Source organism: Actinomadura sp. HBU206391 (genome assembly GCF_014323665.1).
Taxonomy (GTDB): Bacteria; Actinomycetota; Actinomycetes; order Streptosporangiales; family Streptosporangiaceae; genus Actinomadura_C.
The window spans coordinates 1-13,787 of sequence record NZ_JABVEB010000150.1 but is presented as its reverse complement, the minus strand read 5'-3'; the positions used below and the strand labels follow the sequence as shown (position 1 = coordinate 13,787).

Annotated in this window: 13 protein-coding genes; 5 read left to right on the top strand and 8 right to left on the bottom strand. The window is 69.6% G+C overall.

The genetic code is table 11. The features are described from left to right. Positions 1 to 6: 6 nt before the first annotated feature. Entirely contained in the window at positions 7 to 921 is a 915-nt protein-coding gene (locus HKK72_RS28125) for a DMT family transporter (RefSeq protein ID WP_187237454.1), read from the bottom strand. 621 nt (positions 922 to 1,542) lie between these two features. Here HKK72_RS28125 and HKK72_RS28120 point away from each other — a divergent pair. Continuing rightward, the gene (locus HKK72_RS28120; RefSeq protein WP_187237453.1) at positions 1,543 to 2,265 is read left to right on the top strand and encodes a hypothetical protein; all 723 of its coding nucleotides are present in this window, start codon (positions 1,543 to 1,545) and stop codon (positions 2,263 to 2,265) included. Here the strand turns inward: HKK72_RS28120 and HKK72_RS28115 are convergent. Together HKK72_RS28115 and HKK72_RS28110 are read right to left on the bottom strand one after the other, a co-directional pair. Next, on the bottom strand, positions 2,223 to 2,480 hold the full coding sequence (locus HKK72_RS28115; RefSeq protein ID WP_187237452.1) for a DUF397 domain-containing protein: 258 nt from the start codon (positions 2,478 to 2,480) through the stop codon (positions 2,223 to 2,225). The genes HKK72_RS28120 and HKK72_RS28115 overlap by 43 nt on opposite strands. A 383-nt stretch (positions 2,481 to 2,863) precedes the next feature. Then, positions 2,864 to 3,721: a helix-turn-helix domain-containing protein gene (locus tag HKK72_RS28110; RefSeq protein WP_187237451.1), complete on the bottom strand. Its 858-nt coding sequence runs from the start codon at positions 3,719 to 3,721 to the stop codon at positions 2,864 to 2,866. A gap of 527 nt (positions 3,722 to 4,248) precedes the next feature. Between HKK72_RS28110 and HKK72_RS28105 the strand changes: the two genes are divergently transcribed. From HKK72_RS28105 to HKK72_RS28095, 3 genes are all read left to right on the top strand, one after another. Then, the gene (locus HKK72_RS28105) at positions 4,249 to 4,794 is read left to right on the top strand and encodes a GNAT family N-acetyltransferase (RefSeq protein ID WP_315987476.1); all 546 of its coding nucleotides are present in this window, start codon (positions 4,249 to 4,251) and stop codon (positions 4,792 to 4,794) included. Positions 4,795 to 4,938: 144 nt separating this feature from the next. Beyond that, a complete protein-coding gene (locus tag HKK72_RS28100; protein WP_187237450.1) occupies positions 4,939 to 6,558 on the top strand; it encodes an ATP-binding protein in 1,620 nt (539 codons plus the stop codon). Next, positions 6,555 to 7,271, top strand: a complete 717-nt coding sequence (locus HKK72_RS28095; RefSeq protein WP_315987475.1) for a response regulator transcription factor — start codon at positions 6,555 to 6,557, stop codon at positions 7,269 to 7,271. Before HKK72_RS28100 ends, HKK72_RS28095 begins: the two co-directional genes overlap by 4 nt. Here HKK72_RS28095 and HKK72_RS28090 read toward each other — a convergent pair. The 4 genes from HKK72_RS28090 to HKK72_RS28075 are packed head-to-tail and all read right to left on the bottom strand — an operon-like array spanning position 7,224 to position 10,726. Continuing rightward, positions 7,224 to 8,426, bottom strand: a complete 1,203-nt coding sequence (locus tag HKK72_RS28090; protein ID WP_187237449.1) for an ABC transporter permease — start codon at positions 8,424 to 8,426, stop codon at positions 7,224 to 7,226. The genes HKK72_RS28095 and HKK72_RS28090 overlap by 48 nt on opposite strands. Further along, a complete protein-coding gene (locus HKK72_RS28085) occupies positions 8,423 to 9,097 on the bottom strand; it encodes an ABC transporter ATP-binding protein (protein WP_187237448.1) in 675 nt (224 codons plus the stop codon). The genes HKK72_RS28090 and HKK72_RS28085 overlap by 4 nt, the downstream gene beginning before the upstream one ends. After that, positions 9,094 to 10,149, bottom strand: coding sequence for a peptidoglycan-binding protein (locus tag HKK72_RS28080; protein WP_187237447.1), 1,056 nt, complete (start codon positions 10,147 to 10,149; stop codon positions 9,094 to 9,096). Before HKK72_RS28080 ends, HKK72_RS28085 begins: the two co-directional genes overlap by 4 nt. Positions 10,150 to 10,168: 19 nt before the next feature. Next, positions 10,169 to 10,726 carry a hypothetical protein gene (locus HKK72_RS28075; RefSeq protein ID WP_222721224.1) on the bottom strand — a complete coding sequence of 186 codons (558 nt, stop codon included), beginning with the start codon at positions 10,724 to 10,726 and terminating at the stop codon, positions 10,169 to 10,171. Positions 10,727 to 11,031: 305 nt separating this feature from the next. Here HKK72_RS28075 and HKK72_RS28070 point away from each other — a divergent pair, with 305 nt between their 5' ends. Further along, a complete protein-coding gene (locus HKK72_RS28070; RefSeq protein ID WP_187237445.1) occupies positions 11,032 to 11,838 on the top strand; it encodes an SDR family NAD(P)-dependent oxidoreductase in 807 nt (268 codons plus the stop codon). A gap of 72 nt (positions 11,839 to 11,910) precedes the next feature. Here the strand turns inward: HKK72_RS28070 and HKK72_RS28065 are convergent, their stop codons facing one another. After that, positions 11,911 to 13,473 (bottom strand): methionine--tRNA ligase, encoded by a 1,563-nt coding sequence (locus HKK72_RS28065; RefSeq protein WP_187237444.1) that lies wholly within the window; start codon positions 13,471 to 13,473, stop codon positions 11,911 to 11,913. Positions 13,474 to 13,787 lie beyond the last annotated feature (314 nt).

The window sequence follows — 13,787 nt, the reverse complement described above, 5'->3', positions numbered from 1 at the left end:
AGTGGGTCAGCCTGGGGCCTGGTCGGCGGCGGTCACGGGGAGTGGGGCCGGCACTGGTTCCCCCTTCTTGCCGTCCCTCGCGGTGGCGAGCACGGAGCCGCAGAGGATCAGCGCGAACGAGACGACGATGACGAGGGTCAGCGGTTCCCCGAGCACGAGTACGCCGGCGGTGACGGCGACGGCGGGGTTGACATAGGTGAAGACCATCGCCCGGGACGGCCCCACCTCCTTGATGAGTTCGAAGAACACCATGAACGCGATGGCCGTGCAGACGACGCCCAGCCCGGCGATGGCGGCGAGGACCCGCCCGGACGGCCAGGCCTGCGGCCAGGTCCAGATCGCCGCCGGCGTGTAGAGCACGGCGGCCATGGTCAGGCAGGTGGCGGTCATGGTCAGGCTGGGCACGTCCGCGAGTTTGCGCGCGACGATGAGCGGTGCGATCGCGTACCCCAGCGCGGTGAGCATCACCTCGGTCAGCGACCAGGCGTCCCCGCCGCGCAGATGGGGTGCGGCCAGCACGGCGACACCGCAGAGCCCGAGCGTGAGCCCGGCCCACCGCTTGACGCCCAGCCGCTCGGCCGACCCGAGCAACCGGGCCAGCACGATGCCGATGATCGGTACGGCGGCGATGAGCAGGCCGGCCATCGAGCTGGACAGGTGGCGCTCGGCGTCGGAGATGAGCCACCACGGTCCGATGATCTCGGACGCGGCGAACGCGATGAGCGCGGGCCAGTGGCCGCGCACCGAGCCCATCCGGCCGCTCCGCACGGCGAGCGGCAGCAGGATCGCCGCCCCGAGCGCGGTACGCGCGAAGACCAGGAAGGGTGTCGAGACCCCTTCGACCGCGACCTTGATCATCAGGTACGGAATGCCCCAGAGAACGCTCATCAGGCAGAACAGAACCCAGCCGCGACGCGTCACATGACCTCCCACATCATTGCCGTGCCGTCGGTCGAGACGGCGGTCACAGGGCGTTGTCGCCCAGGGGGTACGACGCCGGTCCTGTGTGGCTACTACGACCGCATCGGCCAGAGCGTGAGATCTCCGAAGCATCGACCCTAAACGTTGATCTATCCAACCATTCGCCCCAGACAGCGCAGACGTCGCAGCGGCCACGAGAGGGAACCGGCGTCAGCCGGCAGATGTCCAAGTTACGCAGGCCGAACCACATCGGGGGACGCGGGAAAGGTCACGTGGGTGGTTCGCACACCGGCGCGCGGCGCGAACTCCGCGGTCGTGTCCCGTCACGGTGTGCGCCGAACAGGTGTCGAAATGTGTCCGAGCAGATGACATTGAATGGGCGCCAGGTGGATGTCTGACTTGAGCTGTAAGCCTTCGAGCAGAAAGACACATTGCTTTCTGATCGCCTCTTAACATCCAGGTGGCAGACAGGCATGATGGGTGGTACGTGGAGGAGTGACGGCCGTGGTGATCGATCCGAGGACACCAGTGCATCCCCGTCTGTGGCACGTGATGTCCGCACCGCGTGAGATTCGTACTTCTCATGGACGACGTACATGGATGTACGGAGGGGGCACATAAGTGGAGGGCAACGGCCAGTTCGGCTATCGCCTCCTGTGGGCGGTGGATGTCGAGAAGTACAGCCGCCGGGACGCTCGCGCGCAGTTGCTGGCCCAGACGGAGTTGAACGGAGTCCTGACCGACGCGGCGGCGGCCGCCGGGCTGGACCGGGGGGACTGGAAGACCGAGTCGCGCGGGGACGGCGAACTCGCGGTCCTGCCGCCGCACGTCGACGTGGCACACGCCGTCGGGGCGTTCACCCGGCAGATGGAGGTGGCGCTGGCCGACCTCAACGACGGTCGGCCGGTGCTGGAGCGGCTGAGGCTCCGGCTCGCCATGCACTACGGCACCCTCACTCCGGGACCGTTCGGCTACGCCGGCCAGGCGCCGATCGTGACGAGCCGGCTGCTGGACGGCCGGCCGCTGCGACAGCGCCTTGCTCAGGACCCGGACCAGGATCTCGCCCTGGCGGTCTCGGCCTCCCTGTACAACGACGTGATCATGGGTGGTTTCTGCCCGCTCGATCCGGCCTGCTTCACCTCGTTCCGCATCGCCGCCAAGGGGACGATCTACCAGGGGTACCTCTATCAGGCGGCCGAGCGGGCGCAGGCCGAGTCCACGCCGGCCAGGGACGAGCGGCCGGTCGGTATGGCGCGGGATACGCCGAGAGATGAGATCGCGGACGTGTCCGATGCCGAGGATCAGGGGGCGGTGGTGCTGTTCCTCAACCGCGCGGCACGATGACGTGCATCACAACCGGGATTGAGTCCGCCGCTACGGGCCCGGTTAAGGAGCGCCTGCCAACTGGAAAGGGGGAAAACCATGATCGGCCCGTCGGGGTTCTTGGAGTCCCGAAGCAACACAGTTCCGTCGGCGACGGCCACCTCGATGCAATCCTGGGTGGGGTTGCTGCGTCGGCTTTTCCGCCAGACCACCTGCTCAGCCTTGAACTCGGGCATGCCCGTCTCCTCTCGGCGGCCTGCGGGAATCCTCTGTCGACGAGATTTCAAACAACCGACGCGAATACCTGCGAAGGTGAACGCCTAATCCGGGACCACTGTGAGGCCCTCCACCTGCCGACCGCCAATGACGGTGTGTTCGCTCGCACGCCGACTGTCACCTCACCCGAAAGGCCAGGGCCGAGCACTGCTGTGCAGGAATCTGTCAAAGGGCAGTGTAAACGGGCGAACCCGAGCAGGCTATGTCCGGGATCGAGACATGATGTCCGTGCAGGTGGCGGGCGCGGACGGAGCGCTCCCCGCCGTTCCATCGGAGCGTGGCCGCTGCCGGCGCGTAGTCCAGGCCGCCGTTAGACCCTGACCGTACGCCGGTCACGTGCGATTCAGCCGCCGTTCAGCATGCTCGTGAGCAGGGCGGCCGATCCCTGTGGCTTCAGTGACATCCCCCGGAGCCGTTCGAACGACTCGCGGTAGAAGACGACGTCCTCACGGACATCGCGGCTGATCAGGCTTCCGCGCTCGTTCTCGAGGTAGACGACATCGTCGTCCTCCGGATCGGGGAACTCGAGCACCACGATGGGGCCGTTCATGCCGGGGTGCGCCCCGGCGGTGAAGGGCACGATCTCGACGGTCACGTTGGGACGTGCGGCCATCGCCGTGATGTGGCGAAGTTGCTGTTTCATGACGACGGGGCCGCCGACCTGCCGCGTGACGGCGGCCTCGTCGATGACGAAATAGCAGCGTGGCGCGTTGTCCCGGTCGAGCAGCTCCTGTCGGCGCACCCGGACGTCGGCGGCGGCGCTCACCTCGGCGCGCTTGTTCGGGTCGGCGACGCCGAGTGCGAGCGCGTCCGCGTAGTCGGTGGTCTGGAGCAGGCCCGGGATGATGAGGGCGTTGAAGACGCGCACGGTCGAGGCGGCGGCCTCATAGCCGACGTAGTCCAGATACTGCGGCGACAGGACCTTCGTGTAGTCGCTCCACCAGGCCCGCTCGCGCGCCGCCCGCGCCAGATCGACGAGTTCGGCTATCCGGTCGTTCGGGATCTCGTAGTGCTGAAGCAGAGCGCGCACGTCAGTGATCGAGATGCGCACCGCACCGGCCTCGATCCGGATGACCTTGGAAAGGGACCATTCCAGCGTGGACGCGACCTGCTCCTGGGTCAACCCGGCCGCGTCTCGGGCCTTGCGCAGTTCCACCCGAAGCCTGCGCTGGTGCACGGTCGGGCTCTGAGCCTCGGGCATCTAGGTCGTCCTTATCCATGGCGACGCCCTGCTGTGCGGTGCAGCCAGGAAGCGTTCTGCCATATAGCTGGTCGCTAGGTCGCCGATCCTAGTCCGATGGTGTGAGGCTTTCAAGCCGCACTTGGATGTGCGCTGCACTTGGATGTACGCGCTTACGCAGGGAAGATCACCGTTCGTACCGGTTGGCGTAATTGGTGCACGTGACCCTTTTGTCGATTTGGATCGGCATGGCGGAAGCCGGACCGGGACAACGTGATCATCTCATGTTCGCCGTGCGGAGCGGGGCGGTCGCGAGGAAAGTGCCACGCCATTAATTCCGTCATTCGATGACTCCGGCCCCGTCCTGCCGTCAGGGCGCCCGCCTGCAGCGATTTCGGGGACACGAGTATCGATGGTGGTTGCCGAATATCGGCGGACAGGCGGCAAGAGACATCACCAGAGAGGTCATCGAAGGCATTAATCGGTGATCGCGCTTGTCTCCGTCCTGTGATGTGGTATTGCTCCGTCCGAACTGAAGGCGTGCGGCCGTGGCCTGGGCTGAAACGGTTCGCGATGCGCAGCTCCGCTCCGCCATGCTGGACACCATGCTGATCCGAGACGCGACAACCGACGACTGGCCGGCGATGTGGCCGTTCATGCGCCGCATCGTCGCCGCGGGCGAGACCTTCTCCTGGGATCGCGACGTCGGTGAGGAGCAGGCCCGCGAGATGTGGTTCCCCGCCCCACCCGGCCGTACGGTCGTCGCCGTCGACTCGGGCGGGACGGTCCTCGGCACCGCCAACAGCGTCCGCAACCACGGCGGGCCGGCAGGGCACATCGCCAGCGCGAGCTTCATGGTGGACCCCGACCACCAGGGGCGCGGCGTCGGGCGGGCGCTGGGCGAGCACATCGTGGACCGGGCTCGCGCTGACGGGTTCCGCGCGATGCAGTTCAACGCGGTCGTGCAGTCCAACACCCGGGCGGTCGCGCTGTGGCGTTCGCTCGGGTTCGAGGTGCTCGCGACCCTGCCGGAGGGCTTCCGCCACCCGGTGGACGGGTACGTCGGGCTGCACATCATGTACCGCCGGCTCTGACCAGGCTCCGGCACGCCCGGGGGGACAAGCCACCTGCGGGGGAACGCCGGTCCCCGATTCGGGGGACGACACCGCTAGGCCCCGACCGTACGCTGAGACCGTTTCCGGGCGAGCGGAGGTCGGGCACATGAGGTGGCACGGCTGATGCGGGTGCGCGGGCGCGTCCTGCGGGCACGGCTGATGCGCCGGCCCGGCCTGCGGGCTCGCATGGCGGTGTCGTACATGCTCGTCACCGCGGCCGCCGTGGTCGTCGTCGAGGTGATCCTGCTCGGCGTGCTGCTGCCGCAGATGCTGACCGGGTCCGGCGCGATCGATCGCGCGCGCTCCCAGGCGGATCGGGACGCCAAAGCACTGAGCCTCACGGCCTCGCAGCTCAGCGAGACCGGGGTCTCCGGTGACGTCAAGGGTTCGGCGCCGCTCGACCTGCTCACGCTGACGGCGAAGTACGGTGCCCAGCAGACGGCGCTGGGCGGCGCGTCCGGCGGCGACCAAGGGTTGAGCATTCCGGTCAACGGAGACCCCGACGCCGTGGGGTTCGAGGCGCTGGTCACGCCGGACGGAGCCGTCGTGCGGAGCACGGCCAAGAACGTACCCGGCGACGGTACCCGGCTCGCGATCGAACTCCCGCGGTCGCTGAGCGGGGGCGCCATCGCCACCATCGACGGCCGCAGGGTGGTGTGGGCCGTGAGCCCCGTGCTCACGGTCGGTTCGGAGGAGCGGATCCGCAAGCTCAAGGCCGCCGCCGATCACGTGCGGATCAACGAGCTCAAGGCCGCCGGTCAGACGATGCCATCGGAACAGCCCTTCCTCCTCGGCGCGGTCTACGTGCAGGTGCCCGTCGCGGTGGCGTCGCCGGTATCTGGGGAGATCTTGAGTCCGTTCCTGATCGCGGGCGGGGTCGTACTCCTCCTCGTCGTCCCGGTCGGCATGGTGTTCGGCCTGCTGAGCACGGGCCGGCTGATCCGGCGGGTCTCCCGTCTCGCGGACGTCACCGCGGCCGTCGCGGACGGTGACTTCAAGACGCGGGTGGACGCCTCTGGAGACGACGAGGTCGGCAGGCTCGAAAGCAGTGTCAACCGGATGACCGAGCAACTGGACGCCGCGCTGGCGACCGAGCGTCGGCTCGCCGGAGCGGGAGCCAGGCGCTCCGAGCGCGCCCGGATCGCCCGCGAACTGCACGACTCGATCTCCCAGGATCTGTTCTCGCTCAGAATGCTCGCCAGCGGCATGTGCGGGACGGAGGATTCCGCCCTCCGGGCCCAGGCGGAGAAGATGGAGCGTACGGTAGGCCGGACGATGCGGGAGATGCAGGCGCTGCTCCTGGAACTGCGCCCGGTCGCCCTCGAGGACCTGGGTCTGGTGCCCGCCCTCGAGGAGCTGTGCAGGGCGTACGAGATCCGCCTCGGCATCCGGGTGGTGGCCAGCCTGGCCGACGTGCGGCTGGATCCCGCCGCTGAGCACGCGGTCCTTCGCGTGGTTCAGGAGTCGCTCGGCAACGCGGTCAAGCACGCCCGTCCGCAGACGATCCAGGTGCGCCTCGCGGAGGCGGACGGCCGGCTCAGCGTCGAGGTACGCGACGACGGCCGAGGTTTCGAGGTCGACGAGGCGGGCGAACGGTACGGGATGGGACTCGATCTGATGCGCGAGCGGGTGGCCGAGCTCGACATGGACGGCACGTTCGAGGTCGTCAGCAGCCCGGGTGAGGGGACGACGGTACGGGTGCTATTGCCGAGCGGCTCTCAGGCGGTGGGGAGGACCTCGTGATCGGAGTGCTGATCGTCGATGACCACGAGGTCGTGCGGGAGGGGCTGCGCTCCGTCCTCGAGAACGAGCGTGACATCGAGGTCGTCGGCGAGTGCTCGAACGGGCGGCGGGCCATCACGGCGATCCGCGCGCTGCGGCCCGATGTGGTGCTGCTCGACCTGGTCATGCCCGAGCTCGACGGCCTGGCCGTGCTGGCGGCCGTACGGGACGAGCCGTCCGCCGTGGTCGTCCTGACCTCCTTCCAGGAGGAGGAACGCGTCGTAGAGGCCGTACGCGCCGGGGCGCTGTCCTATCTGCCCAAGACGACCACCGCCAAGCGGGTCATCGAGGCGGTACGGGCCGCCGCGTCGGGCGGTAGCGTGCTGGAGCCCGGGATCGCGGCACTGCTGGTCCGGCAGGTCCGCGAGGGGGAACGTCCCCAGGCGCTCGACGTCCTGTCGCCACGCGAGCGCGAGGTGCTGGCCGACCTCGCCCGCGGCCGGACCAACCGGCAGATCGCCCGCAGGCTCTCCATCACTGAGGAGACGGTGAAGTCGCACGTGTCGAGAATCCTGGCCAAGCTCCGGTTGGTCGACCGCACGCAGGCGGCCATCTTCGGACTCCAGCAGGGCCTCGTGCCGCTCGAAACCGCCCTGGGCGGCGGCCCGGATCCGGCGGCCGAGAGCCTAGACGGTCCTGAGAGCATCGGTCGGCGACAGCCGGGCGGCTCGTGACGCCGGGTACAGGCCCGCGAGCCCGCCGACCACGATCGCGATGCCGAGCCCGCTCCACACCGCCGCACCGGGGATGAGCACCGACCAGTCCCGAGCGTACGAGAGCGCGGTGGTCACCGCCGACCCGATGAGAACACCGGCGATGCCCCCGCAGGCCGCGAGCACCAGCGACTCGGTGAGGAACTGCGCCGCCACGTGCGTGCGGGTGGCGCCGAGAGCCCGGCGCAGCCCGATCTCCGAGCGCCGTTCCAGCACCGAGATCACCATGACGTTGGCGATGCCGATGCCGCCGACGAGCAGGGCGATGCCGCCGAGCATGAGGAACAGCGCCGCCGACGACTCCGCCACTGCCGTCCGGGCGGTGAGCGCGTCGGACGGACGGCCGACGTCGACCCGTTCCGGATACGCGGGGTCGGCCGTGACGTGCAGCAGGTTCGCGACGTCGGTGACCCGGTCCTGTGCCGCTCGGACGTAGATGCGGCTCGGGTGGCCGTCGTACCCGAGCAGCCGTTCGGCGACCGGAAAGCCCACGAGCGCGGACCGGTCGACCTCTGGTGCGAGTGGCAGCGGGCTCAGCACACCGGCGACCGTGAACCAATGCCCGCCGAGCCACACGCGGGTGCCCGGATCGGGCCGGGAGATGCCGAGCGTGCGTGCGGCCTCGGCGCCCAGCACCGTGACGGGGTGGCGGGTGGTGGCCGCGTTGAGGAACCGGCCCGCGGTCATCGACCCGTCGAGCGCCGCGACGAGGGAGTCGTCACAGGCCCGTACGGTCAGGCCGCCGGCCTGACCGGGTGGTACGTGGTCGTTGCGGTAGACCTTGACGGTGCTCAGCTGGGCCGTGGGCGCGGCGTGGAGCACGCCCTCGATCCGGCGGATCATGGGTGCGGCGGTGATCGGCAGGCTCGCCTCCTGGCCGCCGAGGTCCCTGCCGTTGACCACGGTGAGCAGATTGGTGCCCAGCTGGTCGATCTGCGCCAGGAGCTGCGACTGGCTGGAGCGGGTGATGCCGAGCACGCCCACGACCGAGGCGATGCCGATCGCGATGCCGAGGGCGGACAGCATGGCCCGCAGACGGCGGGTGCGCAGCCCGAGCGTGCCCACCGGGAGCAGATCTCCTGGCCGGAGCACGCTACGGGTCGACTGGCCTGTCATCTCTCCACCACCTGACCGTCGCGCATCTCGATCGAGCGGGAACACGCCCCGGCGACCTCCGCCTCATGGGTGACGATCACCAACGTCGTGCCCTGCGCGTTCAGGTCGCGCAGCAATGCCAGGATCTCCGCGCCGGTCGCCGAGTCGAGGTTGCCGGTCGGCTCGTCGGCGAGCACGACGGCAGGCCGTCCGACGATCGCGCGCGCGATGGCCACCCGCTGCCGCTCGCCGCCGGACATCCTGCCCGCTCGCTGGCGCACGCGGTGGCCGAGGCCGACCCGGCGCAGCGCCTCGGCCGCCCGGCGCCGCCGCTCGGCGGCCGGCACGCCGCGGTAGAGCAAACCCTGCGCCACGTTGTCCTGCGCGCTGAGGTGCTCCAGCAGGAAGAACCGCTGGAACACGACACCCACCCGGTGCGCGCGCAGCCCGGACAGCCGCCGGTCGGACATCCCCGTGACGGTGCTCCCCGCCACCCGCACCTCTCCCGACGTCGGCCGGTCGAGCGCGGCCATCAGGTGCAGCAGCGTGGACTTGCCCGACCCGGAGGGGCCGCGTACGGCCACCATCTCGCCGTCGCGCACGACCAGGCTCACCCCGCGTACGGACTCGACCGGGGGGTCGCCCGGGTAGACCTTGCGCACGTCGCGCAGTTCGAGTGCGTTGCCCGTCACGACGCCGGCACCTCCACGTGCTGTCCCTCGGTGAGGCCCTGTGCCGTCACCTCGACGACGCCCTCGTTCTCGTCGAACAGACCGGTCCGCACCGGCACCCGCCGCCGCGCGCCCGCGTCCACCACGATCACCTCGTAGCCGCCGCCCGGCCGGGCGAGCAGCGCCGTGATCGGGACCGCGAGCACATCCCGGTGCAGCTCGGAGGTGATGTCGACCCGGACCTGGGCCTGGTCCAGGTGGCCGCGCCCGCCACGGGTGAGCGAGATCGTGATGGGGATGAGCTGCTCGGTCGGCGCACCGTCGCCCTGGTCGTCGCCGGTCACCGCGACCCGGCTGACGTCGGTGACCCGGCCCGCGGCGTCGTCGCCGTCCGGCATCGTCACCCGCACCCGGTCGCCTCTGCGAACCCCGGGGGACACGGCGGGATCGAGATCGACCTCGATGGTACGGGTGGCGCTCGTCCCGTGCTCGACGGCGGCACCAGCGCGGACCGGTGTTCCGGGCTTCGCGTCGTGTGCGGTGACCCGTAGCGCACCGGGGAGGAAGACCACCTGCCCGAGCGGCACGTCTCCGGTCACCGGCAGGCCGCGGGCGCGCTGCCAGCGGCGTACGGCCCAGTACGTCGCGCTGGAGAAGCGCCGGTCGACGGTCAGCCCGGCGCCGTGCCCCAGGGCGGCCAGATTGCGTTCGAGCTGCCGTACGTCCGGGCCGTCGGTCATGCCGAGTGCGAACGGCCGCCAGGCAGGGCGCTCGCCGAACAGCAGCGGTACGGGGTCGCCGTTCACCTCATAGGCGGTGTGGCCGCGCCCGACGACCGAGCCGATGGCGGGCAGCCGGGTGATGACGCCACGCCCGCCGGACGCCGTCACGCTGAAGTCGCCGGCATGGCTCAGCGCGCCGGTGACCTGCTGGCTCTGGGTGACGTCGGTGCGCACGACAGGTGCGCTCGTCGCAGCGGCCGGGGCCGCGGTGGCGGGCCGATCGGCCCGTCCGGTGCCGAGTGAGGCGTAAGCCACGGCACCGACCGCGACGAGCGCCACGGCGCCGCTCACGATCGCTGCCGTACGGCGCTTACTTCCCATTCTGACCTTTTCTCATGTCGTCCTGGGGCACCTTGACCTGGATGCCGCGAGTGCCGGCGGGCTGGAGGTGCTTGCAGGCCTGGAGCTCCCGGACGAAGCCTCTCTTGCCCTGTCGCAGGAGCCGTTCGGGCAGCGGGAAGGCCCCCTCGTCGTTCGGGTCGGGCCAGTCACGCAGGCCCTGCTCACGCATGCACGCGGAGAACCGCCGCAGCTTCGCCAGGTCCGCGGCGGTCACGGGACGCCGCTGCTTGCCGTACCCCTTGGGGATCTGCTCGGCGATCGACTGGCAGGCGAGGAACGCTTGCTTCGGTGGGTCCTCGGTGCCCCGCGGCGGCTCCCAGCCGCCGGTCTCGGGGTCCTGCACGAGGTCGGGGAAGGTGGGCGCTCCGTTGTCGCGGATGCACTGGGAGAGCCGCCGGTAGAGCGCGGCCACCTGCTGTGCGTTCGGCGAGTTCGAGGCCGTGGGGGTCGCGGCGGCACCGCCGCCGGAGGAACAGGCGGTGAGCCCGCCGAGCGCCATCGCGGCGCTGAGCGCGAGCGTCGTCATACGGGGAAAGGGCACTGATGCCTCCAAATCGGTGGGGCTGCCCTCTCAGACTCGGTCTCCTGGTCCGGTGGCACATCCCGCCGCGGTGGTGGCCGCCCTGCCCCTTTCGAGCGAACGCTGCTGCCCGCGTTGTGGGCTCATGACGGTCGTACGGGCCGATGGGCGGTCCTGCCGGATGCAGCGCCGGAATCAGCTGAAACTGCTGGTCCGAATCGCGCCGGACCTGAGCCCGACACCCGCCATAGCTTTGCTCCAGTGAAGAAGCCCCCCTGACCGGGTGGGTCGCGACGATGAAGAGGACATTTATGGATCTGCAGCTTTCCGGCCGGGTCGCGGTCGTGACCGGCGCCTCCAAGGGCATCGGCCTGGCCGTCACCCGCACGCTGCTCGCCGAGGGCTCCCGCGTATTGGCCGCCTCGCGTAAGAGCACTCCGGAGCTCGACGCGCTCAGCGGCACCGGGCTCCTGCACGTGGCGGCCGACCTGATGGATCCCGAGGCGCCCGGCCAGATCGTGGCGCGTGCCGTCGAGGAGTTCGGCGGGCTCGACATCCTGGTGAACAACGCCGGCGGCCCGCCGCCGGGCGTGGCCCTGCCGCGCTTTTCGTTCCTCGCCCCCACCGACGACGACTGGCGGGCGATGTTCGAGTTCAACCTGTTCTCGGTCGTGCGCGCCGTCCGCGCCGCCATCCCGCCGATGCTCCAGCGGGGCGGCGGCGCGATCGTCAACGTCTCCTCGGGGAGCGCCCGGCTGCCCGCCGCCATGAACGTCGACTACAACGCGGCCAAGGCGGGGCTGAACAACCTGACCAAGGCGCTGTCGGAGGAATTCGCGCCCCAGGGCATCCGGGTGAACACCGTCTCGCCGGGCCCCGTCCGGACGGCGTGGTGGACCGAGGAGGGCGGCGCCGCCGACATCCTCGCGGCCCAGGTGGGCACCGACCGGGACAGTGTGATGGACAGGGTCGCACCGGAGATGATGAAGCTGTCCACCGGCCGTCTCGCCGAGCCGCAGGAGGTCGCCGATGTGATCGCCCTGCTCGCCTCACCACGCTCGGCGAGCACCACGGGCGCCGACTTCGCCGTCGACTCCGGGTTCCTCAAGGAGATCTGACCGCCGGTGCCAGGTACGGGTGGGGCCTCCGCGTCCCTGCCCGATCCGGCCCCGTTCCGCCATCAGGCAAAGTCATTTGTCGGATTCCTTGTGATCGGATTCCGGCGTGGTCGCCGATCTGTTTGTGGCGACCCTCTTGAAGATGGGTGAGGGCTCGGGGAGCCGTCCGTCCACGGCTGCGCATTGCCGCGTGATGCGGGCCGTGACGTCGGGCAGGAATGATGCCAGGTGCTCGGCGATTGTCCGGCATGCGCGGATGAGCGTGGCCAGGACCGCGTCCAGTTGGTGCCCGGCGTGCTCGTCGCCATCGCGTTCGATCTTGGCCAGTTCCCAGGGGCGGATGTGGTTGATGTAGCGGTTGGCCTCGTCGACGATGCCCCAGACTGCGGAGGTGGCTTTGCGGAAGTCGAATTCAGCGAGCGCGGTGTCGATGAGGCGGGGTGCTCGCCGGACTGCCTCTTGGAGGCCTTCCCCGCCAGAGGCCGGCGCTTCGCCGGTGGGGATCTGTCCTTCGCGGTAGCGGTGGGTCATGGCGACGACCCGGTTGACGAGGTTGCCGAATCCGTTGGCGAGTTCGTCGTTGGCGCGGGCGACGAGCCGGTCGAGGGTGAAGTCAGCGTCTCCGACGCGGGGTACTTCGCGCAGCAGCCACCAGCGGACGGCGTCAGTGCCGTACTTCTCGGCGAGTGCGGCCGGGTCGACGGTGACGCCATTGGACTTGCTGATCTTGCGGCCGTCGACGGTGAGGTAGTCGTGCACCAGGATGTCGGTCGGGAGCGACTGTCCGGCGGACAGCAGCATGGCCGGCCAATAGACGGCGTGGAAGCGAAGCACGCCTTTGCCGACCAGGTGGATTCGGTGTTCGGCTCCGGTCCACCATCGCTGGTGGTCGTTGCCTCCGGTTCCGTAGTCCAGGGCGGTGAGGTAGTTGCCCAGTGCGTCCCACCACACGTAGATGACCTGGCTGGGATCGCCGGGCACGGGGATGCCCCAGCCGTGTGCGCGGGCCGTCGATCGGGAGATGGAGAAGTCCTCCAGCCCACCGGCGATGAAGGCGAGGACCTCGTTGCGGCGCTCAGCGGGCTCGATGCGCAGAGCACCGGTGGAGATGAGATCGTGCAACCGGCCGGTGTAGCGGGAGAGGCGGAAGAACCAGTTCTCCTCGGCGACCTGCTGCGGCTTGGTGCCATGCTCGGCGCAGTGACCGTCATTCAGCTCGGCTGGGGTGTAGAACTGCTCGCAGCCGACGCAGTACAGGCCCTCGTAGTGTTTGCGGTAGAGGTCACCGGTGTCGGCGCAGGCCCGCCAGAACCGCTCGACCCCGCCTCGGTGCCGCGGGTCGCGGCTGGTGCGGATGACATCGTCGACCGACAGCGACAACGGTTCGGCCAGCGCGGTGAACGCGGCGGCGTTGCCGTCGACGAACTCCTGGACGCCGATGCCGGCGGCTTCTGCGGCCAGCACGTTCTTCAGCGAGTTGTCGTCGGTGCCGGTCTGGAACCTGACGTGGTCGCCGCGCCTGCGGTGATGGCGGGCGAGCACGTCTGCTTGCACGAGCTCCAACGCGAATCCCAGATGTGGGCGGGCGTTGACATAGGGGATCGTGGTGGTGATGTAGGTGTGCGCTGTGGTCATTGGAACCTCCAGGAGATCCGGGGCTCCGACCGCAGACATGAATCGAGGCCCCGTAACAGGGCCTCGGAAACGATCGTCCGTGCAGCGTCAGCGGCCCCGTGAGCGGGGCATCATCACCTGACATGCGGACGTGTTCATGGCCGCATAGTAGCAACCGGGGTAGCCGCGTCGCGACTCAGTTTGGTCATGGCCAAAATGCGCAACGCACGGCGGACCTCCCTTGGGCCGCAGCATGTTCCCGGGGTTGGTTCCCTGCGTCCGGTCAGGGGTCGGGGCCGTTGAGGTACCAGTGGCCGGTGGGTGTGATCCACAGC

Excerpts from the sequence above, each read along its gene's own strand:
- HKK72_RS28090 (WP_187237449.1), bottom strand. The coding sequence starts at position 8,426 with ATGACAGGCCAGTCGACCCGTAGCGTGCTCCGGCCAGGAGATCTGCTC.
- HKK72_RS28100 (WP_187237450.1), top strand. The coding sequence starts at position 4,939 with ATGCGGGTGCGCGGGCGCGTCCTGCGGGCACGGCTGATGCGCCGGCCC.
- HKK72_RS28115 (WP_187237452.1), bottom strand. The coding sequence starts at position 2,480 with ATGCCCGAGTTCAAGGCTGAGCAGGTGGTCTGGCGGAAAAGCCGACGC.
- HKK72_RS28110 (WP_187237451.1), bottom strand. The coding sequence starts at position 3,721 with ATGCCCGAGGCTCAGAGCCCGACCGTGCACCAGCGCAGGCTTCGGGTG.
- HKK72_RS28070 (WP_187237445.1), top strand. The coding sequence starts at position 11,032 with ATGGATCTGCAGCTTTCCGGCCGGGTCGCGGTCGTGACCGGCGCCTCC.
- HKK72_RS28065 (WP_187237444.1), bottom strand. The coding sequence starts at position 13,473 with ATGACCACAGCGCACACCTACATCACCACCACGATCCCCTATGTCAAC.
- HKK72_RS28075 (WP_222721224.1), bottom strand. The coding sequence starts at position 10,726 with ATGACGACGCTCGCGCTCAGCGCCGCGATGGCGCTCGGCGGGCTCACC.